This is a genomic window from Xylophilus rhododendri, assembly GCF_009906855.1.
GTDB lineage: Bacteria > Pseudomonadota > Gammaproteobacteria > Burkholderiales > Burkholderiaceae_C > Xylophilus > Xylophilus rhododendri.
The window spans coordinates 1759108-1784545 of sequence record NZ_CP047650.1 but is presented as its reverse complement, the minus strand read 5'-3'; the positions used below and the strand labels follow the sequence as shown (position 1 = coordinate 1784545).

Annotated in this window: 29 protein-coding genes; 17 read left to right on the top strand and 12 right to left on the bottom strand. The window is 68.2% G+C overall.

Features of this window, described 5'->3' with window-relative positions:
• Positions 1-15: 15 nt before the first annotated feature.
• The 11 genes from GT347_RS08120 to GT347_RS08070 form a co-directional block, all read right to left on the bottom strand.
• Positions 16-1191, bottom strand: a complete 1176-nt coding sequence (locus tag GT347_RS08120) for an FkbM family methyltransferase (protein WP_229722794.1) — start codon at positions 1189-1191, stop codon at positions 16-18.
• 15 nt (positions 1192-1206) lie between these two features.
• A complete protein-coding gene (locus GT347_RS08115) occupies positions 1207-1845 on the bottom strand; it encodes a DapH/DapD/GlmU-related protein (protein ID WP_160551478.1) in 639 nt (212 codons plus the stop codon).
• Positions 1835-2986 (bottom strand): aromatic ring-hydroxylating oxygenase subunit alpha, encoded by a 1152-nt coding sequence (locus GT347_RS08110; protein ID WP_160551477.1) that lies wholly within the window; start codon positions 2984-2986, stop codon positions 1835-1837. The genes GT347_RS08115 and GT347_RS08110 overlap by 11 nt, the downstream gene beginning before the upstream one ends.
• Positions 2986-3633 carry an LbetaH domain-containing protein gene (locus GT347_RS08105; protein WP_160551476.1) on the bottom strand — a complete coding sequence of 216 codons (648 nt, stop codon included), beginning with the start codon at positions 3631-3633 and terminating at the stop codon, positions 2986-2988. Before GT347_RS08105 ends, GT347_RS08110 begins: the two co-directional genes overlap by 1 nt.
• The gene (locus GT347_RS08100; RefSeq protein WP_160551475.1) at positions 3630-4772 is read right to left on the bottom strand and encodes an aromatic ring-hydroxylating oxygenase subunit alpha; all 1143 of its coding nucleotides are present in this window, start codon (positions 4770-4772) and stop codon (positions 3630-3632) included. The genes GT347_RS08105 and GT347_RS08100 overlap by 4 nt, the downstream gene beginning before the upstream one ends.
• Before the next feature lie 3 nt (positions 4773-4775).
• Entirely contained in the window at positions 4776-5432 is a 657-nt protein-coding gene (locus tag GT347_RS08095) for a PglD-related sugar-binding protein (RefSeq protein ID WP_160551474.1), read from the bottom strand.
• Positions 5429-6193 (bottom strand): SDR family NAD(P)-dependent oxidoreductase, encoded by a 765-nt coding sequence (locus tag GT347_RS08090; protein ID WP_160551473.1) that lies wholly within the window; start codon positions 6191-6193, stop codon positions 5429-5431. The genes GT347_RS08095 and GT347_RS08090 overlap by 4 nt, the downstream gene beginning before the upstream one ends.
• A complete protein-coding gene (locus tag GT347_RS08085; RefSeq protein WP_160551472.1) occupies positions 6190-6945 on the bottom strand; it encodes an SDR family NAD(P)-dependent oxidoreductase in 756 nt (251 codons plus the stop codon). The genes GT347_RS08090 and GT347_RS08085 overlap by 4 nt, the downstream gene beginning before the upstream one ends.
• The gene (locus GT347_RS08080; RefSeq protein WP_160551471.1) at positions 6945-7982 is read right to left on the bottom strand and encodes a ketoacyl-ACP synthase III; all 1038 of its coding nucleotides are present in this window, start codon (positions 7980-7982) and stop codon (positions 6945-6947) included. Before GT347_RS08080 ends, GT347_RS08085 begins: the two co-directional genes overlap by 1 nt.
• A gap of 16 nt (positions 7983-7998) precedes the next feature.
• Complete coding sequence (locus tag GT347_RS08075; RefSeq protein ID WP_160551470.1) at positions 7999-8229, bottom strand: acyl carrier protein; 231 nt, start codon at positions 8227-8229, stop codon at positions 7999-8001.
• Positions 8230-8349: 120 nt separating this feature from the next.
• Positions 8350-9570 carry a flagellin gene (locus GT347_RS08070; protein WP_160551469.1) on the bottom strand — a complete coding sequence of 407 codons (1221 nt, stop codon included), beginning with the start codon at positions 9568-9570 and terminating at the stop codon, positions 8350-8352.
• Positions 9571-9971: 401 nt separating this feature from the next.
• On the opposite strand from GT347_RS08070, the gene GT347_RS08065 reads away from it, so the two are divergent.
• The 4 genes from GT347_RS08065 (at position 9972) to GT347_RS08050 (ending at position 13498) form a co-directional block, all read left to right on the top strand.
• Entirely contained in the window at positions 9972-11183 is a 1212-nt protein-coding gene (locus tag GT347_RS08065; RefSeq protein WP_160551468.1) for a flagellin N-terminal helical domain-containing protein, read from the top strand.
• A gap of 121 nt (positions 11184-11304) precedes the next feature.
• Positions 11305-12657, top strand: a complete 1353-nt coding sequence (gene fliD, locus GT347_RS08060; protein ID WP_160551467.1) for a flagellar filament capping protein FliD — start codon at positions 11305-11307, stop codon at positions 12655-12657.
• Between the two features lie 114 nt (positions 12658-12771).
• Positions 12772-13197: a flagellar export chaperone FliS gene (gene fliS, locus GT347_RS08055; RefSeq protein WP_160551466.1), complete on the top strand. Its 426-nt coding sequence runs from the start codon at positions 12772-12774 to the stop codon at positions 13195-13197.
• 1 nt (position 13198) lies between these two features.
• Positions 13199-13498, top strand: a complete 300-nt coding sequence (locus GT347_RS08050) for a flagellar protein FliT (RefSeq protein ID WP_160551465.1) — start codon at positions 13199-13201, stop codon at positions 13496-13498.
• Between the two features lie 90 nt (positions 13499-13588).
• On the opposite strand, the gene fliE is transcribed toward GT347_RS08050, so the two are convergent.
• Positions 13589-13918 carry a flagellar hook-basal body complex protein FliE gene (fliE, locus tag GT347_RS08045; RefSeq protein ID WP_160551464.1) on the bottom strand — a complete coding sequence of 110 codons (330 nt, stop codon included), beginning with the start codon at positions 13916-13918 and terminating at the stop codon, positions 13589-13591.
• A 172-nt stretch (positions 13919-14090) separates the two neighbouring features.
• Between fliE and fliF the strand changes: the two genes are divergently transcribed.
• The 13 genes from fliF to fliR all read left to right on the top strand — a co-directional run bounded on the left by fliF (position 14091) and on the right by fliR (position 25435).
• Entirely contained in the window at positions 14091-15863 is a 1773-nt protein-coding gene (gene fliF, locus GT347_RS08040; RefSeq protein ID WP_160551463.1) for a flagellar basal-body MS-ring/collar protein FliF, read from the top strand.
• Positions 15864-15914: 51 nt separating this feature from the next.
• A complete protein-coding gene (gene fliG / locus GT347_RS08035) occupies positions 15915-16910 on the top strand; it encodes a flagellar motor switch protein FliG (RefSeq protein WP_160551462.1) in 996 nt (331 codons plus the stop codon).
• Positions 16903-17658 carry a FliH/SctL family protein gene (locus GT347_RS08030; RefSeq protein WP_160551461.1) on the top strand — a complete coding sequence of 252 codons (756 nt, stop codon included), beginning with the start codon at positions 16903-16905 and terminating at the stop codon, positions 17656-17658. Before fliG ends, GT347_RS08030 begins: the two co-directional genes overlap by 8 nt.
• A 59-nt stretch (positions 17659-17717) precedes the next feature.
• On the top strand, positions 17718-19118 hold the full coding sequence (gene fliI / locus GT347_RS08025) for a flagellar protein export ATPase FliI (RefSeq protein ID WP_229722891.1): 1401 nt from the start codon (positions 17718-17720) through the stop codon (positions 19116-19118).
• A complete protein-coding gene (gene fliJ / locus GT347_RS08020) occupies positions 19115-19588 on the top strand; it encodes a flagellar export protein FliJ (RefSeq protein ID WP_160551459.1) in 474 nt (157 codons plus the stop codon). The genes fliI and fliJ overlap by 4 nt, the downstream gene beginning before the upstream one ends.
• A complete protein-coding gene (gene fliK / locus GT347_RS08015) occupies positions 19585-21099 on the top strand; it encodes a flagellar hook-length control protein FliK (RefSeq protein WP_160551458.1) in 1515 nt (504 codons plus the stop codon). Before fliJ ends, fliK begins: the two co-directional genes overlap by 4 nt.
• Before the next feature lie 128 nt (positions 21100-21227).
• Complete coding sequence (locus GT347_RS08010) at positions 21228-21800, top strand: flagellar basal body-associated FliL family protein (RefSeq protein WP_229722793.1); 573 nt, start codon at positions 21228-21230, stop codon at positions 21798-21800.
• 48 nt (positions 21801-21848) lie between these two features.
• Positions 21849-22850: a flagellar motor switch protein FliM gene (gene fliM, locus GT347_RS08005; RefSeq protein WP_160551457.1), complete on the top strand. Its 1002-nt coding sequence runs from the start codon at positions 21849-21851 to the stop codon at positions 22848-22850.
• Positions 22843-23271 carry a flagellar motor switch protein FliN gene (gene fliN / locus GT347_RS08000; protein ID WP_160551456.1) on the top strand — a complete coding sequence of 143 codons (429 nt, stop codon included), beginning with the start codon at positions 22843-22845 and terminating at the stop codon, positions 23269-23271. The genes fliM and fliN overlap by 8 nt, the downstream gene beginning before the upstream one ends.
• A gap of 22 nt (positions 23272-23293) precedes the next feature.
• A complete protein-coding gene (locus tag GT347_RS07995) occupies positions 23294-23650 on the top strand; it encodes a FliO/MopB family protein (RefSeq protein ID WP_229722792.1) in 357 nt (118 codons plus the stop codon).
• Positions 23643-24398: a flagellar type III secretion system pore protein FliP gene (gene fliP / locus GT347_RS07990; protein WP_160551455.1), complete on the top strand. Its 756-nt coding sequence runs from the start codon at positions 23643-23645 to the stop codon at positions 24396-24398. The genes GT347_RS07995 and fliP overlap by 8 nt, the downstream gene beginning before the upstream one ends.
• Positions 24395-24664 (top strand): flagellar biosynthesis protein FliQ, encoded by a 270-nt coding sequence (fliQ, locus tag GT347_RS07985; protein ID WP_160551454.1) that lies wholly within the window; start codon positions 24395-24397, stop codon positions 24662-24664. Before fliP ends, fliQ begins: the two co-directional genes overlap by 4 nt.
• A 6-nt stretch (positions 24665-24670) precedes the next feature.
• Positions 24671-25435 (top strand): flagellar biosynthetic protein FliR, encoded by a 765-nt coding sequence (gene fliR / locus GT347_RS07980; RefSeq protein WP_160551453.1) that lies wholly within the window; start codon positions 24671-24673, stop codon positions 25433-25435.
• Positions 25436-25438 lie beyond the last annotated feature (3 nt).

Sequence of the window (25438 nt, the reverse complement as noted above, 5' to 3'; positions counted from 1 at the left end):
CTGCCTTCGTCGCGGTCAGGCCGCCCACGCCGGTGCTTCGACACCCGCGATCGGCGATGCGTAGAGCACCAGGTCGTAGTAGTAGCTGCCGTTGTGCTGGCGCAGGCGCAGGTGGTAGTCGTCCACGCTCTTGTCGAGCTGGGCGACCACGTCCAGCAGGTCGTGGGCGTAGTGGTAGACGCAGGCGGCCACACGCGGGCGCTGCTCGCCCAGCAGGCGCGAGGCGCCCTGCAGGGTCTTGGCCTCGAAGCCCTCCACGTCCATCTTCAGGAAGGTGAGCTTGTCCAGTTCGTCATCGAGCCGGGTGGTCTGGATGATGGCCGTGCCTTCGGCCGAGACATAGCTGGAGACCGTGCCGGTCTCCATGAAACGCAAGGTCTGCCGGCGGCTGGACACCGCCTTGTTGACCGGCCGGTAGTTGGGCAGCGGCAGGGGCGAGACCTTCTGCAGCACCTCGAAGTTGGCGCGGTCGGGCTCGAAGGCGGTGATGCTGCCGTAGCGGTGGCCGGTGGCGCCCAGGAACTTCGAGACGATGGGGCCCTGGAAGGCGCCGCAGTCGCAGTAATGCTCCTGGGTGCCCAGGCGGAAGGTGGCCGGCGCGGCGTAGCTGGAGAAGTACTCCTCGATCGGATTGGCCCAGGTCGCCAGCATGTGGCTGCGGTCGTAGCTCAGGCGGAACAGCAGGTTGGCGTAGAGCGTGGCGCGGCTATGGTCGTCGGCGAAACGCTCGGCCAGGCGCAGGAAGTCGTCCAGGCGCTCCAGGGTCTTCCTGCGGTAGTCGGCGGCATATTCGTAGACCGACACCATGCCCAGTTGCGCCTGGGCGACCACGCAGTCGGCGCGTTCCACGCTGGCCAGGCGGCAGAGTTCCGCGGCATCGGAGCGGTCGCCGGGGCTTTCCGAGAAGTCGATCGCCACCGCGCCGGGATGCTGGCCGATGCGCTGCAGGAATTCGGCGCTGGTCCAGCGCGGCGCGCCGTGGATCGTGGCCTCGGCCGAATGGTCATCGACCACCGCCACCAGGCCCGCGGCCGAACGCGCGATCTGCGGGCCGTGGATGCTGCCTAGCAGCGACAACGGCGCCAGGAAGAACACGGGGCGGGTGGCCATGTCGGCGATGACCGGCTCCTGGGCCTGCGCGGCCATCGCCAGCAGTTGCTGGCGCAGCGATTCGCTGAGATTCGGGGTCATGGTGTCTCTCCTGGATCAGATGGGGCCGCCGCCGTCGACGATGGTCACGGCGGTGGGGAATGCGGGGGTGATGAAAGTCTTGTCGGCCAGCGGCGTGGCGCGCCGGCCCGGCAGGTCGAGCACGGCCTGCTTGCCGATGGCGATGCCGTCCTCAAGGATCACGCCGCGGCCCAGCGTGGCGTTGGCGCCTATGCGTGCGGCCGCGCCGATCTGCACGCCGTCGGCGATCCAGGCCGAGGCGCCGATCTGCACGCCGGTGCCGACGATGCAGCCCGCGCCGATGACGGTGTTGAAGGCGATCTTGCTGTCGGCGCCCACGATGCTGCCCGCGCCGATGCTGCAGTTCTCGCCGACCGCCACGCCGGACGCCACCAGCGCGCCGCGGCAGACCAGCGGCGGCAGGCGAAAGCCGCGGCCCTTGAGTTCGCCCATCAGCTCCAGCCGGCGGAAGTTGAGGAACTGCGGGCCCCAGGCGACGAAGGCGGTGGCCGTTTCGGGGCTGGCGCCCTGCAGCGCGGCGAGGTCGAAGCGGTAGTCCTTGTCCTGGCCGATGTCGATGGCGTGCAGCTGGGTCTGAGGCTCGATCTCGGCCCAGCCGGCCAGCGCCCAGGCCAGCAGCGCGCCGCTGCCGAGCACGTATTTCTCAGAGGGCATGGCGGCCCTCCATCACGTCCATGTACCAGCGCTCGACGGCGATGTTGCCGAACTCGAAGTCGCCCAGTTGGGCGCGCGGCGCGCCGGGGCGCAGGGCGGACTGGACCTTTTCCATGACATCGATGTCCTCGCGCAGCACTTTCTCCGCGCCTTCGAGGTGGGCCATCAGCACCGCCGCCGAGGTGGGGTAGCGCTTCTTCTTGCGGGCGGTGACGTAGTAGATCTGCAGGTCGGTGCGCCCGGCCGAGACAGGCTGGTGGTGTTCGATGATGAAGGAGTAGCCGCCCGAGCCGGAAGCGATGTGCAGGTTGGGATAGACCAGCCAGTTCAGGTACCAGTCGTCCTGCCCGTAGCGCTCCACGTTCTCGTGCCAGGCGTAGTGCGGCATCTGGGCGATGGGTTCGTTGAGGCCGCCGTTGCTGAAGCCGCGCAGCACGTCCATGTGCTGATCCCGGTCTGCGCTGCCCTGGGCGTGGTACGCCTTGGCGGCGGCGACGGCGGTCTCGTCCATCTGCACCTGGAACTTCACCTGCTGGTAGACGCTTTGCTGGTGCAGGTAGCGCGGATGCAGGCTGTCGCGCAGGTTCTCGTAGGCCAGCTTCCAGTTGAGCCGGCCCGCAATGGTGGCGATCAGCACCTCGCTGTCGAACAGCTCCGAAGCCGCGCGCAGGCTGGCCAGCGCGTCCATCGAGAACTGCTGCTCGATGGCCACCGGCTTGTCGCCCACGTTGACGAAGACCAGCTGGCCTATGCATTCGACCGGAAAACGCCGCAGCCGCAGGCATTCGCGCTCCTGCGGCGGCAGGCGGTAGGCCGAGTCGTGGAAGGGGATGTTGTCCACCGCGCCGTCGGCCCGGTAGCCCCAGCCGTGGTAGCTGCAGACCAGCGGGCGCACGCCCTGGGGCTGCTGCTGCAAGGGGTTCTGGCGGTGCAGGCAGATGTTCTCGAAGGCACGCAGTTCGCCGTCGAAGTTCTGCACCACCACCTCGATGCCGCAGATGCTGCGGGTGACGAAGGCGTTGTGCTTGCCCAGCAGCATGCGCGGCGCCACGAACTGCCAGAGCGGCCGCATCAGCAGCTCGCGTTCGCGGGCGAACCAGGCTTCGTCGGTATAGGCCTCGGCGGGGATGAGGGATCGCATCAGCGCTGCTTCTGGTGGCTGTAGCCGGCGCCGACGATGCGTGCGGGGCTGGGGAAATGCGGGGCGAGGAAGCTGCCGGCGGCGAGGTCCTCGGTCTGCGCCGCGCCGGTATCGACCACGCAGTGCTTGCCCAGGCGCAGGCCGGCGCGCAGGCGCACGTCCGCGCCGATCACGCCGTGCTGGCCGATCTCCACGCCGGCTCCGACCACGGCGCCGGGGCCGATCCAGCCGTGCATGCCGATGCGTGCGCCGCCGTCGATGCGGGCGGCGGGGTTCACCATCACATTGCTGTCGATCCGCGCGGCGCTGCCGATGAGCGCACCCGCGCCTATCCAGACGTTGTCGGCCAGTTTGGCGTCCGGCGCCACGATGGCCCGGGCATGCACCAGCGTGGCCAGCCGCAGGCCGCGCAGGCGGGCCGCGCCGTAGAGTTCCAGCCGGGCGTGGTTGAGGGCGTTCTGGTCCACCGCGACGAAGAGCTGGGTCTCCGTGGGCAGCAGGCCTTCGAGCAAGGTTTCCACCGAGGACGACAGGACGGCCACGCTCTCGGCGCGGCGCAGGCTCCAGCCTTCGGGCAGGCCGTGGCCTATGGCATCGCCGGCAATGGTGTCGAACACGCTGCCGACGCCGATCAGGCAGAGATTCATGACCGCTCCTCGCCCATCAAGCCGAGGTAGGTGTCGGCCACGGCGGTCAGCCGGTCTTCGTAGATGCCGTGGTTCGCGCGCGGCGCGTCGCGGTGCAGGGCGGCCTGCAGGGCTTCGAGATGGCCCAGGTCCTCGTGCAGCACCGCGACCTCGCTCTTCAGATGGCCCCAGAGGATGGCGGGCAACCCGGCCAGCCGGCGTTTCTCCCGGGCCGCGCAGAGGGTGAAACGCACCTCGGTGCGGTCCGGCGCGACCGGATGGAACTGCTGCAGCAGAAAGGTCAGCCCGCCCAGCGAGATGAAGTTGACGTTGGGATAGAGGAAGAAGTTGTAGTACAGGTCGCCTTCGCCGTAGCGCTCGACCAGCCCGTGCCAGGGCCAGGCCTCGATGCGGATCGGCGAGCGGGTCCAGAAGCTCTGCGCGGCCAGGCCGGCGGTGGGCGGGGGCGGCAGTTCCGCGCCGTCCTGCGCGGGCGCTGCCTCGGCGGCGGGCTGGCCTTGGCGTGCATCGGATATGCCCTCGCGCAGCAGCGGCTGGAAGGTCTTGGGGTGGATGTACGGGACGTGGTTGTAGTCCAGCACGTTCTCGTAGTTCAGCTTCCAGTTGTAGCGGGCCGGCAGGTCGGCGTGGATCGCCTGAGCGCCGAAGTGGCTGGTGATGTCGGCCAGCGCCTGCTGCAGCTCGGGCGTGAACTGCTCGTCGAAGGGCAGGGGGTTCTTGTCGAGGTTGACGAAGACCAGCTCGCCCACCACCCGCACCGCATAGCGCTTCAGGCAGAGCCCCGCACGCTCTTCGGGCGGATAGGCGTAGAGGCGCTGCTCGTGCGGAATCGTCTTGACCTGGCCCTCGGGATCGAACACCCAGCCGTGGTACGGGCAGACCATGCGGGCCTGGCCGAAGGCCTCCTTCTGCAGCGGCATCTGGCGGTGCGGGCAGAGGTTCTCGAAGGCGCGGATCTCGCCCTCGCAGTTCTGGAGCAGCACCGGCAGGCCGCCGAGTTCGCGGGTGGCGAAGGCGTTGGGCTCGCTCAGTGCGGTGCGAAAGGCCGCGAACAGCCAGAGCTTGCGAAAGACATGGGTCTGTTCGCGTGCGAAGACGTCCGCGTCCAGGTAGTGCGACGGCGACAGTCTCGACAGCATCGGCTAGCGGAAGGAAAAAGGCTTGGCGGGATTGCCCATGACGGTGGTGTCGGGCGCCACGTTGCGGATCACCACCGCGCCGGCACCGACGACCGCGCCGTCGCCCACGGTAACGCCGGGCAGGATGGTGGCGTGGGGATGGATCACCACGTCGTGGCCGATGCGCGCGCCGCCGCCGATGAAGACGAAGCTGCCGATCTGGCAGTAGTCGCCGATGGTGACGTCATAGCCGACGATGGTGGTCGACAGGATGGTCACCATGAAGCCGACCTTCACGTCCGGACCCAGCGAGACCTTGCGTTCGAAGATGCCGCCCAGGGCCAACTCGACCCGCTCGCCGGTGGTGAGGTCGGGCCGCAGGACGATGAAGTTGGCGTCCTGCGCACGCAGGGCCTCGGTGTACTTGCGTTTGGCGGCCGGGTCGCCGAGGGCGCAGACGAAGATGTCGCCGGTCTGGATCTTGTAAGTCAGCGGGTCGCCGACGATGGGCAGGTCGCTGGGGTTGTGCAGGCCGGCGCGGTTGTCGAGGAAACCCTTCACATCCCATGCGGTGCCGAAGGCGATGTCGGAGCGCGCCAGGCTGGCCACCGCCCGGCCGAAGCCGCCGGCGCTGACCACCAGGATGCGGTTGGGTACGGCGGCGACCGGTGGCTGGCTCATACGAACTCCACGCCGCCGTCCATGCTGAAGACGGCGCCGGTCACCTTGCGGCTGGCATCGCTCAGGAAATACAGGCAGGCCTGGGCCACGTCCGCCGGCAGGCCGATGCCCAGGGGATAACGCTTGCGGCTTTCCTCGAACCAGTCCTTGTCCTCGGTGATGAGCGTGGTTTCCACCAGGCCGGGGCACAGGGCGTTGGCGCGGATGCCGCGCTTGGCCAGTTCCAGCGCCAGCGGGCGCATGGTGCCGACCAGGGCGGCCTTGGAGCCGGAATAGGGGCCCACGCCCACGGTTCCGGTCAGGGCGGCGATGGAGGACAGGAAGATCAGCGAGCCGTTCTGCCGGATCTGGTTCTTGGCCAGCAGATGGCGGGTGAGCATCATCGGCGCCAGGTAATTGGTCGCCATCACCTCGGCCAGGAAGGCGTCGCTCACCATGCGCATCGGCGCCAGGCCGCGGATGCCGGCGCTGTGCACCACGCCGTCTAGCGGGCCGCAGTCGGCGGCGAATTGCTTGCGGGCGTCGGCGTCGGTCAGTTCGGCGGCCAGGGCGCGGTGGCCTTCGCCGGGCAGGGACTTCAGGGTTTCGGCCAGGCGGTCGGCATCGCGGCCGGCGACGATCAGCTGCGCACCGGCGGCGGCGCACTGGCGTGCGACTTCCTGGCCGATGCCTTTGGAGGCACCGGTGACGAGGATGGTCTTGCCCGCCAGGCCGAAGATCTTTTGGGCCGCTGCGAGGCTGGTTGCGAGATCTACGGTCATTGGCGGATCGGCAGCGAGATGCCGCCATCGAGTGTGAGGGTGGTGCGGGTGATCCAGCGGCTGGCCGAAGACAGCAGCCAGGCCGCGGCCGGCGCCACGTCCTCGGGCGTGACGGTGCCCAGCGGCGTCAGGCCGATCTTCTCGCTCATGTCGGCGGCGCTGCCGAGCTTTTGCAGCAGGGGTGTGTCGACATATCCCGGGGCGATGCAGTTGGCGCGGATGCGCTGGCGGGCATGCTCCAGGCCGATGGTGCGGGAGGCGGCTTCCAGCGCGGCCTTCGATGCCGCGTAGGCACCGGCGGCCTGCGGCGCGGCGCGAGCCGAGAGTGCACTCACGAAGACCAGCGAGGCGCCGTCGCGCAGCTTCTTCTTCTGCAGCAGGCGCTGGGCCAGGCCGATGGGCGCCAGGTAATTGATCGCCAGCATCTGCTGCAGGTATTTTTCGCTGGCCATGCGCATGGGCACCAGGGCCGCGGCGCCGGCGCAGGAGGCCAGGCCGTCGTAGAAGGGGGCGGCCTGCAGGAGGGCGTCGTGGGTGGCGCTGTCGGTCATGTCGCCGGCGACTGCCAGATGGCCTGCGCCGGCCAGGCTGGCGCGGGTGGCCTCCAGCCGGTCGGCGTCGCGGCCGTTGATCACGAGTTCCGCGCCCAGCTCGGCGCACAGCCGGGCCACGGCGGCGCCGATGCCCGAGGAGGCACCGGTCACCAGGATGCGTTTGCCATGCAGGCCGAAGGCGTCGGTCGGCAGGTCCATCACGAGATCAGCAGGGGCGGGAACACCGCGCCTTCCACATCCAGGATGCAGGTGCCCCAGGACAGGCCGATGCCGAAGCCCGCCAGCGCCAGGCGCTTGCGGCCCTGGGCCAGCTGTTCGTGGATACGCGCCGTCATGGTCACCGGCAGCGAGGCGCCGCTGGTGTTGCCGAAGTCGTGCAGGGTGGTGGGCACCTTCTCCACCGCCAGGCCCAGCTTCTTGCGGATGGTCTCGTTGATCATCCGGTTGGCTTGGTGGAAGACGAAGTAGTCGATGTCGTCCGTCGTCATGCCGGCGTACTCCATCACGCGGCGCACCGAGGGCGGCACCTGCTGGGTGGAGAAGCTCAGCACGGCCGGGCCGTCGAGCATGAGTTCGGCCGGCCAATGCAGGGTGCCATCCTCGTCGCGCTTGGGAATGGTGTGCTGGAAGCCGAAAGGCTCGCGGTGGCCGCCCACCGGCAGCATGATGGCGCGGTGGCCGCTGCCGTCGCTGTTCATGTCGAAGTACATCGGCGGCGCGTTCTCGTCGAACTCCAGCGCGGTGGCCGTGCCGGCATCCGAGAACAGCGGGTCGTTCAGGGTGGCGCAGCGGTCGCCCACCAGCACCAGGCCTTTCTTGACCACGCCCGAGGCGATCAGCCCGCCCAGGATCTGGATGCCGAAGGGATAGCCCGAGCAGCCCAGGTTCACGTCGAAGGCGATGGTCGCGGTGGAGAGCTTCAGGCGATCCTGCATGATGATCGCCGTGGCCGGGATCAGGTAGTCGGGCGACTGGGTGACGATGATCAGCGCATCGATCTCCTCGCGCTTCCAGTCCAGGGTCGCCAGCAGCTTCTCGGTCGCGTCGAAGGCCAGATCGGAGAAGGTCTGCCATTCCTGGCAGATGCGGCGCTGGTGGATGCCGATGTTGCGCACCAGCCGTTCCCGCTCCGAGCGGATCTTGGGCGGTGCGTCGTCGATGTTGTGCAGGATGCGTTTGGGAACGCTGGTCGCCATGCCGGCGAAACGAACGTTCTTCAGCGTGGACAGGCCCATGGCGTTCCCCGGTCGCTCAGCCGAGCAGCTTGTAGAGATCGCCCACGGTGTTGGCTGCCTTCAGGTCGTCGCCGACGATGGTCTTGCCGTACTCCACATCGAACATGACGATCACGCCGAGCGCGGCCAGCGAGTCCCACTGGGACAGGCTGCGCAGCTCGGTGTCGGCCGTCAGCTCCACCGGGTCCTGGAAGTCGACCGCGGTCAGGAAGTTTTCGATGAAAGCGTCGATGGTGATGGTGCTCATGGTGGCTCTTCAAAAAGTGAAAGGGCGCGCACCGTGCGAGCACGCTGCACGCCCGTTGCCGATTGGCGTAACCAAACAGTTTAGTAGCTAAACCCAGGCCTCACGGCCGGGGCCGCCTGCTTACTTCAGCAGCGACAAGACACTCTGCGGCAGCTGGTTGGCCTGCGCCACCATGGCGGTGCCGGCCTGCTGCAGGATCTGGGCGCGCGACAGGTTGGCGGTTTCCATGGCGAAGTCGGCGTCCACGATGCGGCCGCGCGAGGCGGAGATGTTCTCGTTCTGCACCGAGATCGTGGAGATCGCCGTCTCGAAGCGGCTCTGCAAGGCGCCGAGGTTGGCACGCGAGGTGTTCACCGAGTCGATGGCCGCGTCGATCTTCTTGAGCGCAGTCCAGGCGCCGGCCTGCGAGCCGATGTCGATGCTGTCGATGCCCTGGGTCTCGGCGGCGGTGGCGGCGGCGGCGAAGCTCGGGGTCGAGAAACCGACCGAGGTCGCGCTGGCGGCGCCGCCCATGGTGATCGTCGGGATGGTGGCGGTCGGCAGGGCGGCCGTCGAATCCAGCTTTTCCGAGCGGAACTCGATGTCGAAGCTGCCGTTGTCCTGCTTGGTGACGAAGGCGGTGATGCCGGTGTCCACCGTCTTCGAGTTGATTGCGGCGGCGACCTGGCCCAGGCGCTCGGCGCCGGAGGATGCCGCGGGAATCGCGTCCAGGGCGACGGTGGTGCCGTTGACGGTGATGCTGATGTCGCCGGCGGCCAGGGCGGTGGTGAAACCGGTGATGGTGGACGAGTCGATGGCGGTGACGCTGGCCTGGGCGAAGGCGATGTTGCCCAGGTCCGCGCCCTTGGCGTTGGCCAGGGAGCCGACCGAGATGTTGTCGCCGGCGTTGGCGCCGACCTGGAACACGGCGCCTGCGAAGGAGCCGTCCAGGATCTTGGTGCCGTTGAAGGAGGTGGTCTTGGCCACGCGGTCGATTTCGGAAGACAGCTGGCTGACCTCGGACTGCAGGGCCTTGCGGTCGCTGGCGCTGTTGGTGGCGTTGCCGGCCTGCACGGCCAGTTCACGCATACGCTGCAGCATGTCGCCGACCTTGCCCAGCGCGCCTTCGGCGGTCTGCGACAGCGAGATGCCGTCGTTGGCATTACGCGCCGCGACGGTCAGGCCCTTGACCTGGGTGTTCATGCGCTCGGCGATCGCCAGGCCGGCGGCGTCGTCCTTGGCGCTGTTGACACGCAGGCCGGAGGAGAGGCGCTGCATGGCCGTGGCCAGGGTGGATTGGGACGCCGACAGATTCCGCTGGGCGGTCATCGAGGCGATGTTCGTGTTGATGGTGGATGCCATGACGGAAATTCCTAGTGAAGAAAACCCGGCTTACCGCCGGAGGGGCAAGCCGGCTATTACGCTGGCTCATCGCTGGTGCCAGTGAATTCTCCCGATACCGTGCCGATACAAGGGCTGGAAAAGCGCCAGGAAATCTGCCCAGTTCGGCTGCTGGGCCCGGCGCGGAGCCGCGAAGATGGCGGAGCTGAAAAAAGCCGCCTCCCCCTGTGGACGGTCCATTTGTCAACTTTTTGATGCGATGGCCCTCAAGTTTTCCCACAGGAGCCCGAAAACAGGTGCAAGGGATCCGCAAACACAGGGTCCGTTGACCGGGGCAAACCGGTCTGGGTGCTCTCTCTAATAAGGGAGGGAGCGTTGAGATCGGCGGTTTTGCCGGATTTTTTTCAGTCAGGAGCTTCTAAATGGCCTCTACTATCAACACCAATGTCGCCTCGTTGACCGCTCAACGGAATCTGGCAGCCAACCAGGGTTCCCTGGCCACCGCCATGCAACGCCTGTCCTCCGGCCTGCGTGTCAACAGCGCCAAGGACGACGCCGCCGGCCTCGCCATCTCGGAGCGCATGAACTCCCAGGTCAAGGGCCTGGCAGTTGCCTCGCGCAACTCCAACGACGGCATCTCGCTGGCGCAGACCGCTGAAGGCGCCCTCGGCAAGGTCGGCGACATGCTGCAGCGGATGCGTGAACTGGCCGTGCAGTCGGGCAACGCCACCAACAGCGACAGCGACCGCAAGGCGCTGCAGACCGAAGTCAGCCAGCTGTCCTCGGAAATCGACCGCGTCGCCAAGACCACCTCCTTCAACGGCAGCAAGATCCTCGACGGTTCCTTCGCCGGTGCCGTGTTCCAGGTCGGCGCCAGCGCCGGTGACAACATCACCGTCGGCTCCCTGGCCAACGCCAAGGGCGCCGACCTCGGCACCGTGGCTTTCGCCCAGGCCAGCACGACCTCGATCGATGCCACCACCATCACCGGCTACAACAGCGAAATCGCCGCCGGCACGCTGACCATCTCGGCTGGCTCCACCACCATCAGCCTCGACAAGATCGACGCTGCTTCCTCCGGTGCGGAACGCCTGGGCCAGATCGCCGCCGCAATCAACGCGAAGACCGCCGACACCAATGTGACCGCCTTCGTCACCAAGAAGACGGACGGCACCTTCAACATCGAGCTGCGTTCGGACCAGCTGGACGCCTCGGCCTCCACGCCGACGGCCAGCGCCGTGTCCCTGAGCGGCTTCACCGCGACCAACGCCGGCTTCTCGATCTCCACCCTGACGGCCGCCAGCACCACGGACGACACCAAGGGCATCTCGTCGATCGACATCGGCACCCAGGCCGGCGCCTGGACCGCCCTGAAGAAGATCGACGCCGCCATCGACTCGGTCAACGAGTCCCGCGGCAACCTGGGCGCCCTGCAGACCCGCTTCGAGAACGCTGTGTCCAACATCGCGATCCAGTCGGAAAACACCGCAGCCGCCCGCGGCCGTATCGTGGATGCCGACTTCGCCACGGAAACGGCCAACCTGTCGCGTGCCCAGATCCTGCAACAGGCCGGCACCGCCATGGTGGCGCAGGCCAACCAGCTGCCGCAAGGTGTTCTCTCCCTGCTGCGCTGATCGACATGAGGCGAGGGGCTTGATCGCCCTTTTCCTCAAGGCGACGAAGGTCTTGGGCCTTCGTCGCCTTTTGTGCTTGCCGCCTTGCGCGGCATGATCCCCTTTTGAATCGAGGTTTCCCATGGCAAGCATCACTTCGGTAGGTCTGGGCAGCGGCCTGGACGTGAAGTCCATCGTCAGCCAGCTGGTGGCGCTGGAAAAGCAGCCGCTCACCACGCTGCAGACCAAGGAAGCCTCGATTCAAACGAAGATCAGCAGCTTCGCCCAGATCAAGGCCCTGGTGTCCACCTTCTCGGACGCGGCCTCCAAGCTTTCGCTGGACAGCGGCTGGAACGCGATGAGCATCACCTCGAGCAACAGCTCGGCGGTGAACGCCACCGTCAGCGGCGTGGCCTCGCCGGGCAACTACAGCTTCACCGTGTCGCAGCTGGCGCAGGCGCAGACCAGCGCTTCGGGCGTGATCGCCGCCGGCACCAGCATGGGCACCGGCTCGCTGACCATCCAGGTCGGCACCGGCACGGCGGTCACCGTCAACATCGGCGACAGCGACGACACCTCGCTGACCGGCATCGCCTCCAAGATCAACGACGCCAAGACCGGCGTCAACGCCTCGGTGGTCACCGACTCCTCCGGCCAGCGCCTGGTGCTGCGTTCGGCCACCACCGGTGCGTCGAGCGGTTTCACCGTCAGCGCCAGCGGCTCGGGCGCGCTGGGCTCGCTGAGCTTCGATGTCAAGCAGGCGGCGCAGGACACCAAGGCCCAGATCAACGGCGTGGATGTGACCTCGTCCACCCGCAACTTCACCGACACCGTGCCGGGCCTGACCTTCACCGCCTCGCAGGTCACCACCTCGGCGGTGGATGTGAGTGTGGCGGCCGATACGGCCACCACCAAGAAGAACATCCAGGCCTTCGTCGACTCCTACAACGCGATCAACGATCTGCTCACCACCGCGGTCAAGTACGACCCGGACAGCAAGGTGGCCGGCGACCTGCAGGGCGACTCCACCGCCGTCGGCCTGCAGAACACCCTGCGCGCCATGGTGGGTTCGGTCACCGCGACCACCGGCGCCTTCTCGCGCCTGTCGGACGTCGGCATCTCGGTGCTGCGCGGCGGCGATCTGAGCCTGGACTCCACCAAGCTCGACAAGGCCCTGTCCACCACCAGCGGCGCGGCCGACGTCAAGGCCCTGTTCGCCACCAAGGCGGCCACCGACAGCGGCAACGGCATCGCGGTGAAGTTCAAGGCGCTGACCACCGCCATGCTGTCCTACGACGGCACCTTCAACACCAAGTCGGACTCGCTGGCCGCCGAGGACAAGGCCAACCTGGCTGACCAGGACAAGGTCAATGCCCGCGCTGCCGCCCTGGAAGCGCGCCTGAACGCCCAGTACACGGCGCTGGACACCCAGATGGCCAGCCTCAACTCGCTCAGCGCTTACGTGACCCAGCAGGTCGCGGCCTGGAACAAGTAGCCGATCGGCCAGTCGATCCACTGAATTCGACAAGTTCGTCGTAACGGCTCTTCATTTTGCGGATACGCAACCGATAAAGACTACAAGAGCAACAGATAGATAGAGGAAGCAATCATGTTTTCCCCCGCCAGCGCCCGCGCCGCCTCCAGTTACCGCAAAGCCAGCGTGGACGGCGCGAGCCCGTACCAGCTGATCAACATCCTGTTCGAACGCACCCTGCAGTCGGTGCGTTCGGCCCGCCTCAGCATCCAGCAGGGCGACGTCGACGGCAAGTGCCAGCACATCGGCATGGCCGTTCGCTACATCGAGGAAGGCCTGAAGCTGGGCCTGAACCCCGACCGCAACGACGACCTGGCCAACCGCCTGAGCAGCCTGTACGACTACTGCGTGCGCCAGCTCACCCTGGGCAATCTGCGCAGCGACGAGACGCCCGTGGCCGAGGTGCAGCAGTTGGTCGAGCAGATCGCCGAAGGCTGGCGCGGCATCGCCAACGAAGCCCAGCAGGTGCGTGCCATGCCTTCCCTGTCCGTTGGAGCCTGAAATGACCGAAATGCTGATTGACTACTACAAGGCCATCGAGGACAGCAGCCGCAAGATGCTGGACGCCGCCAAGGCCAAGGACTGGGAAGAAGTGGTGCGCTACGAAGGCGCCTGCGCGGTGCTGATCGAGCAGCTGCACTTCCGCGCGCAGACCGAAGACCTGCCGCCGGAACACCGCACCGAGAAGATCAAGATCATGCAGCGCATTCTGCGCAACGACGCACAGATCCGCACCCTGGCCGAGCCCTGGCTGGCGCAGTTCGACAAGCTGATGCAGGGTCAGCCGCAGACGATGCACTGAGAGAGAGAGCGGCGCCGGAGCGATCCGGCGCGCCAAAACAAAAAGCGCCGGCTGGACCGGCGCTTTTGCGTTTCTGGGCGGGCGTTGCCGTCAGACCTGCATGTTCATGATGTCCGTATAGGCCTGCACCATCCGGTTGCGCACGTGCACCGTGGCCTGGAACCCGATCTGCGCCTTCTGGATCGCCACCATGGTCTGCTCCAGGCTGACCGAGGGGTTCTCCAGCTGCACCTCACGCTGCATGGACGTGGCCTCGTTCTGCGAAGCGCTCACTGACTTCAGTGCGCTCTGCAGGGCGGTGCCGAAGCTGCCGCCTTGCGTGCCGGCGACGCCCGACTGGGCGCCCAGCGTCTTGGCGGCGCGGGCGCCGGTCAGGGCCTGGGTGTCGAGCGGCAGGGAAAGGCGGGAGATGGCGTCCATGGGGGTCCTCCTCGCTAGAGGATTTTTCGATGGACCGATCCTAAAGTTTCAGGCGCGGGTGCCGAGGGGGGAAAAGCGGGGCAAAGGGCGGCTTATCCCGGCGAACGGCGCGGCGGCGAAAACCAATAATCCGGTCTCGGGGTAATGCCGCCCTCAACCCTTGGATCCGCCGATGTCCACCGCCGTTGCCGAACTGCCCGTCCCTGCCGCTCCCGCCGCCGCCCTGCCTGCCTGGGCCGAGCGCCTGTCCAAGCTCGACCGTGCCCAGCGCATCCGCCTGGGCCTGGGCGTGGCGGTGCTGGTGATCGCCGGCATCGCCGGCATCGTGATGGGCCGGGCGCCCGACTACCGCGTGCTCTTCAGCAACCTCGGCGACAAGGACGGCGGCGCCATCGTCGCCCAGCTGGCCACCATGAACGTGCCCTACAAGTACTCGGAAGGTGGCGGCGCCATCCTGGTGCCGGCGGACCGCGTGCACGACATCCGCCTGCGCCTGGCATCGCAAGGCCTGCCCAAGGGTTCCATCACCGGTTTCGAGCTGATGGAGGGCAACCGCTTCGGCATGACGCAGTTCCAGGAGCGGCTCAATTTCCAGCGCGGCCTCGAAGGCGAGCTGACCCGCTCCATCCAGTCCCTGTCCTCGGTGCAGAGCGCCCGGGTGCACCTGGCCCTGCCCAACCAGAACGGTTTCTTCCGCGAGCAGCAGAAGCCCTCGGCCTCGGTGCTGATCACCCTGCAGTCGGGCGCCGAACTCAACCGCGCGCAGATCGCCGGCATCGTGCACCTGGTGGCTTCCAGCGTGCCGGAGATGGTGCCCTCGGCCGTCAGCGTGCTCGACGACAGCGGCAAGCTGCTGTCGCAGTCGCCCGACGCGGCCGGCGCCGGCGGCGGCGACGCCACCCAGCTGCAGTACGTGCAGCAGCTCGAACAGAACTACACCCGCCGGGTGATGGACATGCTGGAGCCGGTGGTCGGCCGCGGCAACGTCAAGGCCACCGTCACGGCCGACGTCGATTTCTCGCTCAGCGAGCAGACCTCCGAGCAGCACAAACCCAACCAGACCCCCGACACCGGCGCGGTGCGCAGCCAGCAGGTGCTGGAGAGCAGCGGCAGCAACGGCGCCGGCAACAACCCGCCCACCGGCGTGCCCGGCGCCACCAGCAACCAGCCCGCCGCCCAGCCGGCCGCGCCGATCAACGGCCAGAACCCGCCCCTGACCGCCGGCAACGGCAACACCGGCAACAGCACGCCGACCTCGGCCAATACCAAGCGCGAGACCGTCACCAATTACGAGGTCGACAAGACCGTGCGGGTGGTGCGCGGCGGCACGCCCACCGTGCGGCGCCTGAGCGCGGCGGTGGTGGTGAACTACCAGCCCCCGGTCGATGCCAAGGCAGGCGGCCCGACCGCGCTGACCCAGCAACAGATCGACCAGATGACCGCCCTGGTGCGCGAGAGCATCGGCTTCAGCAAGGACCGCGGCGACTCGGTCAACCTGATGAACGCACCTTTCGTGGCGCCGGTGGCCGACACCTCGACCCTGCCGCTGTGGAAGCAGCCCGAGATGATCGAGCTGGCCCGCAGCATGGCCTGGCCGGTCGGCACCTTCCTGTTCGGCGCCCTGGTGCTGCTGGGCTTCATCCGGCCGGCGCTCAAGGCCATGCGGGCTCCGCAGGTCAAGGTGCTGTCGCCCGGCGACCCGGGCTTCATCGCCCTGGACGGCAGCGGCGGCCCGGGCAGCCGCGCCGGTGGCCAGATCGACCTGTCGATCGAAGGCGACGTGGCGCGCGCCGCGCTCGGCGGCCCCGGCGACAACACCACCGCGCTGCTGCCGGCGTCGCCCGAGCAGACCCGGCTGGACGAAGCCCGCGGCCTGGCACGCAGCAATCCGATCGCCGTGGCCAACATCGTCAAGGAGTGGGTCAACGGAGAAGCGCCGGCTTAATCCCCTTGCTGCGCTTTTCATCCCCCCCATTTACGAGCACCATCTAGCACCATGGACGATCAAGGACTCAACGACGCCGCGATCCTGCTGATGTCTCTCGGCGAGGAAGAAGCCGCCGAGGTCTTCAAGCATCTTTCGCCCAAGGAAGTGCAGAAGCTCGGCGAAACCATCGCCCGCATGCGGGTGGTCTCGCGCGACCGGGTGGACGAGGTGGTCTCGAAATTCATTCTCGCCGCCGAACAGCAGAGCCTGCTGGTCAACGACACCAGCGACTACGTGCGCGCCGTGCTGCGCCGCGCGCTGGGCGACGACAAGGCCTCGCTGCTGATCGACCGCATCCTGCAGGGCGGCGATGTCTCCGGCATCGAAAGCCTGAAGTGGATGGACCCGCTGTCGGTGGCCGAGCTGCTGCGCAACGAGCATCCGCAGATCGTCGCCGCCATCCTGGTGCACCTGGACTACGAACAGGCCGCCGGCGTGCTGCGCAACCTGTCCGAGCGCCAGCGCGGTGAAGTGATGGTTCGCATCGCCACGCTCGAAGGCATCCAGCCGACCGCCTTGAAGGACCTCAACGAGGTGCTGTTCAAGGTGCTGGCCGGCGGCGACAAGATCCGCAAGACCTCGCTCGGCGGCATCAAGACCGCGGCCGAGATCGTCAACCTGATGGGCACGGCCGTCGAGGCGCCGCTGATGGACGCCATCCGCGGCTACGACGCCGACCTGGCCCAGAAGATCATGGACAAGATGTTCGTCTTCGACGACGTCGGCAAGCTCGACGGCAAGGCCATCCAGCTGCTGCTCAAGGAAATCGCCTCCGAGACCCTGGTCGTCGCGCTCAAGGGCGCCGCGCCCGAGCTGCGCGAGAAGTTCCTGGCCAATATGTCCTCCCGCGCCGCCGAGGCGATGCGCGAGGACCTGGAATCGCGCGGGCCGATGCGCCTGTCCGAAGTGGAAGCGCAGCAGAAGGAAATCCTGAAGGTGGTGCGCCGCCTGGCCGACGAAGGCCAGATCATGCTGGCCGGCGGCGGAGACGACAGCTTTGTCTGATTCCGGCAGCCACCGCTACACCCGCTTCATCCCGGACGAGGAGATCGACCGGGCCGCGCCCTGGCTCTTCGCCGCGGTCGACGAGCGTGCTCGCCTGGCCGAGGAAGAGGCCCTGCGCGTGCGCGAGGCCCAGGCGGCGGAGCGCCAGCCGGTCTATCTGAAGCGCATCCAGGATGCCTACGAAGCCGGCCGCCAGCAAGGTTACGAGGACGGCCACGCCGAAGCGCTGGCCGAGGCCGAGAAGAAGCTCGAAGCCTATATCGCCAGCGACGCCCAGGCCTCGGCCGAACGCCTGGCGGGCCTGACCGGCTCCATGGGCGACAGCCTCGGCCAGGCGCAGGACCGCATCGCGGTGCAGGTGCTGGAAATGGCCGTCGCCATGGCGCGCCAGGTGCTGCGGCGCGAGCTGGCGGCCGATCCGCACGCCCTGCTGCCGGTGGTGCGCGAAGCCATGGGCCAGCTGATCGCCGACGGCCGCCCGGCCACGGTGCGTATGCATCCGGCCGACCTGGAGCGGCTGCGTGTGCCGCTGCAGGAAGAATTCACTGGCGTGGCCGTGGCCTGGGTGGCCGATGCCGCCATGCCGGCCAGCAGCTGCCAGGTCGAATCAAGCGGCACGGTGATCGACGGCCGGCTCCAGACGCGCTGGCAGCGCGCCATCTCCGCCCTGGGTGTGGACATGCCGCTCGAAGGCGGCGACGAAGCACCCGAAGCGTCCGCTGGCGCGGCCGACGAAGAGGCCGCCTGATGGATCCGCTGTCCGCTCAAGTCGCCACGCAGGCCCAGGTCGGCGCCTGGGACCGTTTCATGGCCGCGGCCGTCGCACGCACGGCCGAGCCGGTGTCGCTGCCTTCCAGCGGCACGCTCACCAAACTCACCGGACTGGTGCTGGAGGCCTCGGGCCTGAAGGTGCCGGTCGGTGCCCAGTGCTACATCCGCCAGGGCACGCAGCCGCAGGTGCTGGCCGAGGTGGTCGGTTTCTCCGGCGAGAAGGCCTTTCTGATGCCGGCCGGCGATATCTACGGCCTGTCCAGCGGCGCCACCGTCACCCCGACCAGCGTCGAGCCGCCGATGCTGCGCTGGGGCCGCGAGACCCCGCCCACGCCGCGCCCCGGCCAGGCCGGCGCCAGCGTGCTGCGTCTGCCGCTGGGCGACGGCCTGCTCGGCCGTGTCGTCGATTCCTGCGGCGAGCCCCTGGACCGCCAGGGCCCGCTGGAGAACGTGACGGCCCAGCCGCTCGACCGCTCGCCGCTGAACGCCATGGACCGCGACCCGGTGCGCGAGCCGCTGGACACCGGCGTGCGCGCCATCAACAGCCTGCTCACCGTGGGCCGTGGCCAGCGCCTGGGCCTGTTCGCCGGCTCCGGCGTGGGCAAGAGCGTGCTGCTGGGCATGATGGCCCGCTACACCCAGGCCGATGTGATCGTGGTCGGCCTGATCGGCGAGCGCGGCCGCGAAGTCAAGGAATTCATCGAGGACATCCTCGGCGAGGACGGCCGCCACCGCTCGGTGGTGGTGGCAGCGCCCGCCGATGCGCCGCCGCTGCTGCGCATGCAGGGCGCGGCCTATGCCACGGCCGTGGCCGAATACTTCCGCGACAAGGGCCAGCATGTGCTGCTGCTGATGGATTCGCTCACCCGCTACGCCATGGCCCAGCGCGAGATCGCCCTGGCCATCGGCGAGCCGCCGGCCACCAAGGGCTATCCGCCGAGCTGCTTCGCCAAGCTGCCGGCGCTGGTCGAGCGCAGCGGCAACGGCCTGCACGGCGTGGGCTCGATCACCGCCTTCTATACCGTGCTGTCGGAGGGCGACGACCAGCAGGACCCGATCGCCGACGCGGCGCGCGCCATCCTGGACGGCCACATCGTGCTGTCGCGCACCCTGGCCGAGGCGGCCCACTATCCGGCCATCGACATCGAACAATCCGCCTCGCGGGTGATGCACAACGTGGTCTCGCGCGAGCACCTCGACGTGGCCCGCCGGTTCCGCGCCACCTATTCGCGCTACCAGCAGGCCAAGGACCTGGTGCAGGTCGGCGCCTATGCGCCCGGCTCCGATCCACAGCTCGACGAGGCGATCTCGCTGCAGCCCTCCATGGTCGCCTTCCTGCAGCAGGGCATGTTCGACGCGGCCAACCTCGACGAATGCGTGCACGAGATGGGCACGCTGCTGGCGCCGCAGCAGCAGGCCGCGGGAGGCTTCCGATGAGCGCGAACAAGGGCCGTGGCATGCAGATCGCCACCGACATGGCGCGCAGGAAGCGCGACGCGGCGGCAGCCGACCTCAGCCGCGGCCGCGCCGCCGAGCGCGCAGCCCACAACCAGTTCGAGCAGCTCACCGCCTACGCCCGGGAAACCGAATCGCGCTGGACCGAGCAGGCCCGCGTGCTCGCCACGCCCGAGCTGATGAGCCACCACTACCAGTTCATGACCCGGCTGCACCATGCCATCCACCTGCAGCGCGACGTGCTGCAGCAGCATGGCCGGCAGATCGAGCTGCTGACCGCCCGCGTGCGCGAGGCCGAGCTGCGCCTGTGCAGCCTGCAGATGGTGATAGACCGCCAGCGCCTGGAGGCCGAGCGCCTGATGCAGAAGCGCGAGCAGAAACAGACTGACGAAATGGCCGCGAACCTGTTCCGCAGGACAGCGGCCGCCGCAATCGAGGGGAGTTCCAGATGAGCATCGAAACCAGCACCGCCGTCGCCGCGCCGCGCAGCCGCGCGGCCCATACCGAGCGCATGGCCCGCAATCCGTCCACGCCGGCCGATAGCGACACACCCGCCACCGGCTTCTCGGCCCTGCTCGGCGCCGCCGCCGAGGCGCCGGAGCCCGAGCCCACCGCGCCGGACAACAGCGCCGACCGTGAATCCGGCGACGACAGCGATGACGACACCAAACGCGCCAGCCGCAGCCGGCGCGCCGCCCAGGCCGGCGCCGACGGTGCCGCGCCCGCCGATGCGGCGGCCCTGGCCGCCTGGGGCGCCATGCCGAAGACGCCGGTGGACCCGCCCGCCGCGGTGGCCACCGGTGCCGGTACCGCCACCAGCGATGCGGACGCCGCGGCACTCGCCACCGCCGGCGCCGTGCTGGGTGGCCGTTTCGCCTTGCATGCCCCGCCGGCCGCCGGCGGCACCGATGCCAATGGCCTGACTGGTCTGGCACAGGCACGCAACAAGCTCCAGGGCCTGAAGGCCGGCAAGCCGACATCCCAGACCCCCGCCGACCTGGGCGCCCAGACCGCCGTCCCGGCCGATCCCACCGCCGCCGCCAACCAGGCCGGCAAGGGCGCCGCCGCGGCCCTGCTGGCCGATGGCAATGCCCGCGCCACCCTGGCTGGCGCCCAGCAGCTGCGGGTGAACCAGCTCGCCACCCAGGCCGCCACCGACCGGGCGCAGGCAGCGGTCGGCACCGGCGCCGCGGGTGCCGCGGCCGATGCCTCGGCGCTCGGCGCGGTCGCGCTCAGCACCTCGACGACACCGGTGGCCGCCGACCAGGGCGTGCGCGGCGCCGCCTCCACCATGTCCCTGGCCGACGGCAATGCCGCCCGCTGGGCCAGCGTGCTGTCGGAGATCGCGCGTCCGCAGGCCGAGGCCGGCGCGGGCGGTTTCTCTGGCGGCGGTTCCCGTTCCGGCCAGGGCGGTGGCGCGCAATCGCAGGGCAGCGATGGCCTGGCTTCCGCCGCCATCGGCTTCGCCCCCACCGCCAGCGCGGGCGACAACGGCTTCCAGTCGACCGCCTCGGCGGCCGGCGCCCAGGGCGTGCCCGGCGACGGCGCCATGTCCACCGACGAATTGCTGGCCGCCACCACCCCCTCGCTGCATTCGCGCGAGGTGCAGAACGCCGAACTCACGGTGGACGCCTTCGGCGCGCCGGTCGATGTGCGCATCTCGCTGCAGGGTTCCGAGGCCCAGGTGGCCTTCCAGAGCGACCAGGCCGACACCCGCGCCATGCTGGGCGGCGCGGTCTCCGAACTGCAGAACCTGCTGCAGCGCGAAGGCCTGGTGCTGTCCAACGTCACCGTGGGCGATTCCGGCGCCCAGGCCAATGGCCAGGCGACGGGCGAGGGCGGCAGCCGCGGCGAATCGCGCCGTTCGCAGCGCGCCGACAAGCCCTCCATCGAAGTCGCCGCTGCCGCCACCGGCACGCCGCGCCCCAGCGCCGGCCGGGGTGCGCTGGACCTCTACGCCTAGCCTTCGAATCGATAGCAGGCATTTTTGCCGGCTATTCGCGGGACCGTCCGGGGCCGGCTCCTCAATAATCGCGTATCCGCTGCGGATCTTCCGCCAGCGTCCGATACCGCCACTTGAGGAATCCCCCCGTGTCCGATGCCGCTGCGCCCAAGCCCAAGTCCAAGAAGAAGCTGATGGTCATCGTGATCGCGGCCGTCGTGGTGCTGGCCATCGCCGGTGCCGGCGCCATGTTCATGATGAAGAAGAAGTCCGGCGGCGACGAGGACGGCGAGGAGGGCGCCGCCGCGGCGCCCGCCGCCCATGCCAAGCATGACGACAAGAACCCGCCGACCTTCCTGCCGATCGACAACCTGGTGGTGAACCTGGCCGACCCCGGCGGCGAGCGTTTCGCCCAGGTCGGCATCACCTTCCAGATGGCCGACGGCCACAGCGCCGATGCGCTCAAGACCAATATGCCGCGGGTGCGCAGCGCCATCCTGATGATGACCTCGCAGCGCACCTCGGCCGAGTTGCTCTCGCGCGAAGGCAAGGAAAAGCTGGCCAAGAACATCGCCGACGAAGCCTCGCGCACCTTCGGCATCGAGCCGGAAGACGAGGACGAGGACGAAGACGCCGCGCCCAAGAAGAAAAAGAAGAAACGCAAGGCCGCCCCCGAAAGCCCCGTCCAGGGTGTGCTCTTTTCCAGCTTCATCGTCCAGTGACGCTGGCAGCCCTCAGACTTTCCCTTCTCGCACAGTCGGAGATTCCGCATGAGTGAAGCCTTTCTTTCCCAGGAAGAAGTCGATGCCCTTCTCGAAGGCGTCACCGGCGAGAGCCAGAAGACGGTCGAGGAGGCCACCGATGCCGGCGGCATCCGCGACTACGACCTGTCGAGCCAGGAACGCATCGTCCGCGGGCGCATGCCGACGATGGAAATCGTCAACGAGCGTTTCGCCCGCAACCTGCGCGTCGGCCTGTTCAACTTCACCCGCCGCAATCCCGAGATCTCGGTGGGCACCGTCACCGTGCAGCGCTACAGCGCCTTCCTGCGCGAGCTGGCCGTGCCGACCAACTTCAACATCGTGGCCATCCGCCCGCTGCGCGGCAGCGGCTTGATCGTGTGCGAACCCGCGCTGCTGTTCGGCGTGATCGACACGCTCTACGGCGGCATCGGCAAGTTCCAGACCCGCATCGAGGGCCGCGACTTCTCGCCCACCGAGCAGCGTGTGATCAACCGCCTGGTCGATGTGGTCTGCGAGGAATACAAGAAGGCCTGGAGCGGCATCTATCCGCTGGAGCTGGAGTACCAGCGCTCGGAGATGCAGCCGCAGTTCGCCAACATCGCCACGCCGAGCGAGATCGTGGTGTCGAGTGCCTTCCAGCTGGAGATCGGCGACATCGTCGGCATGATCCACATCTGCATGCCTTACGCCACGCTGGAGCCGATCCGCGATGTGCTGTTCTCCTCGACGCAGGGCGACTCGATCGAGGTGGACCGGCGCTGGGTCAAGCTGCTCTCGCGCGAGATCCAGGCCGCCGAGGTGACGCTGGTGGCCGAGCTGGCCCAGGCCCAGGCCACCGTCGAGCAGTTGCTGGCCATGAAGGTCGGCGATTTCATCGAACTGGACCGGGCGCCGCGCATCGAGGCCACCATCGGCGGCGTGCCGATGTTCAGCTGCAGCTACGGCACCCACAACAGCAAGTACGCCATCCGCGTGGACGAACACCTGCGCAACAACGACAGCACCTGGATTGGAGAAAACAATGGCTGAAGATCCCACCAGCAATAGCGACGACGACATGTCGGCCTGGGCGGAGGCGCTGGAAGAGGCCAAGTCCGCGCCGGCCCGGCCGGACGGCTCCGACAACGGCGGCCCGCTGTTCCCCGAATCCAGCGTCTCGGCCTCGGCCACGGCCGATGCGGCGCTCGGCGACATCAACCGCGTGCTGGACATTCCCGTGCAGCTGTCGGTGGAGCTCGGCCGGGTGAAGGTGCCGATCAAGTACATCCTGCAGCTGGCGCAGGGCTCGGTGGTCGAGCTCGACGCGCTGGCCGGCGAGCCGATGGACGTGCTGGTCAACGGCTACCTGATCGCCCAGGGCGAAGTGGTGGTGGTGAACGACAAGTTCGGTATCCGCCTGACCGACGTGGTCACCCCGTCAGAACGCCTGCGCCGCGTCAGCAAGAACTGAAACAGGCGCTACAGTCCGGCCGATGAGTTCCATGACCCAGTCCCTGCTGTCCGTCGCCGTCTTCATCGCCGTGCTGGCGATGATCCCCTGGGGCTTGCGCAAGCTGAAACTGCGCAACGGCGGGACGCTCGGCGGCATGGCCGGCAGCGGCTCGCGGGTGGTGTCGGCCCTGGGCGTGGGCCCGACGCAGCGGGTGGTGACGGTGGAGGTCGGCCCGCCCGAGGCACGTGTCTGGCTGGTGCTGGGCGTGACCCAGCAATCGATCACGCCGCTGCACAACATGCCGGCACCGGGCTTCGCGCAGGCCGCCCGCCTGGTCGAGGCCACCACTCCCGCGGCCGCCGCTGCCCACGATTACCGGAACCCGGGCCATGCGTAAGGGCTATTTCGCCCTCGCGGCCCTGCTGCTGGCCGGCCTGCCGGCGCTGGCCTGGCCGCAGACCGTGCCGCCCAACGGCCAGCTGCCGCTGCTGCTGGGCACCGGCGCCAGCGGCACCAGCTTCTCGGTGCCGATCCAGACGCTGTTGTTCTTCACCGCGCTGTCCTTCCTGCCGGCAGTGCTGCTGATGATGACGTCCTTCACCCGCATCGTCATCGTGCTCTCGCTGCTGCGGCAGGCCATGGGCACGCAGTCGGCGCCGCCCAACCAGATCGTCATCGGGCTGTCGCTCTTCCTGACCTTCTTCGTCATGGGGCCGACGCTCGACCGCGTCTACCGCGAGGCCTACGCCCCCTACACCGCCCAGCAGATCACTTTCGACCAGGCGCTGGACCGCGGCGAAGCGCCGCTGCGCCTGTTCATGACCCGGCAGACCCGCCAGTCCGACTACGCGCTCTTCGCCCGCCTGGCGCGGCTGGAGGCCGGCGTGAAGATCGAGGACGCGCCTTTCCGCGTGCTGGTGCCGTCCTTCGTCACCAGCGAGCTGAAGTCGGCCTTCCAGATCGGCTTCATGATCTTCATCCCCTTCCTGGTCATCGACCTGGTGGTGGCCAGCGTGCTGATGTCGCTGGGCATGATGATGCTGTCGCCGGTGCTGGTGGCGCTGCCCTTCAAGCTGATGCTGTTCGTGCTGGCGGACGGCTGGAACCTCCTGATCGGCTCGCTCGCCGCGAGCTTCGCCCAATGAATCCGCAAATGGTCCTGACGACGGGGCAGGACGCCCTGGTCATGCTGCTGACGGTCTCCATGCCGCTGCTCGGCGTGGTGATGGTGGTGGGCCTGGTGGTGAGCATCTTCCAGGCCATCACCCAGATCAGCGAAGCCACGCTGTCCTTCGTGCCCAAGCTGATCGCGGCGATCGCGGTGTTCGCCATGATCGGCCCCTGGATGCTGACCACCCTGGTCGATTACCTGCGCCGCATGATCGAGGCGATCCCCAGCTACGTGGCCTGATCCGCGGTGATCTCCTTCTCGGAAGCCCAGATCGCGGCCTGGCTGTCGCCCATTCTCTGGCCCTTCCTGCGGGTGCTGGGCATGTTCTCGGTGGCGCCCATCTTCTCGATGCGTTCGATCCCGGTGCGGGCCAAGGTGGGCCTGGCGCTGCTGATCGCCATCGCGGCCCAGCCCAGCCTGACCGGCCAACCCATCATCGACGTGAACAGCCCCGGCGCGATGGGCGCGGTGGTGCAGCAGGTCGGCGTGGGCATGGCGATCGGCTTCGCGGTGCGGCTGGTGTTTTCAGCGGTGGAGCTGGCGGGCGAGCTGATCGGCCTGCAGATGGGCCTGAACTTCGCCTCCTTCTTCAACCCGGCCTCGGGCGGGCAGGCCAGCGCGGTCTCGGCCTTCTTCGGCCAGATCTCGCTGTTGCTCTTCATCGTGGTCAACGGCCACCTGACGCTGGTGATGGCGGTGGTGCGCAGCTTCCGCACCTTTCCGGCCGACGGCAACATCCTGGAAGTGCTGGCCAAGATCCAGCTCTACCAGCTGGGCACCGAGCTGTTCGCCAGCGCGCTGTGGATCGCCTTGCCGATGATCGCGCTGCTGGTGTTCACCAGCCTGGCGCTGGGCATCATCTCGCGGGTGGCGCCGCAGATGAACATCTATGCGATCGGTTTTCCGATCACGCTGAGCGTGGGCATGGTGGGCATCGCCGCGACCCTGCCGATGCTGGACACGCCCTTGCTGGCTTTGATGGAAAAGGTCATCGACCTCTTCATCCGCTAGCCC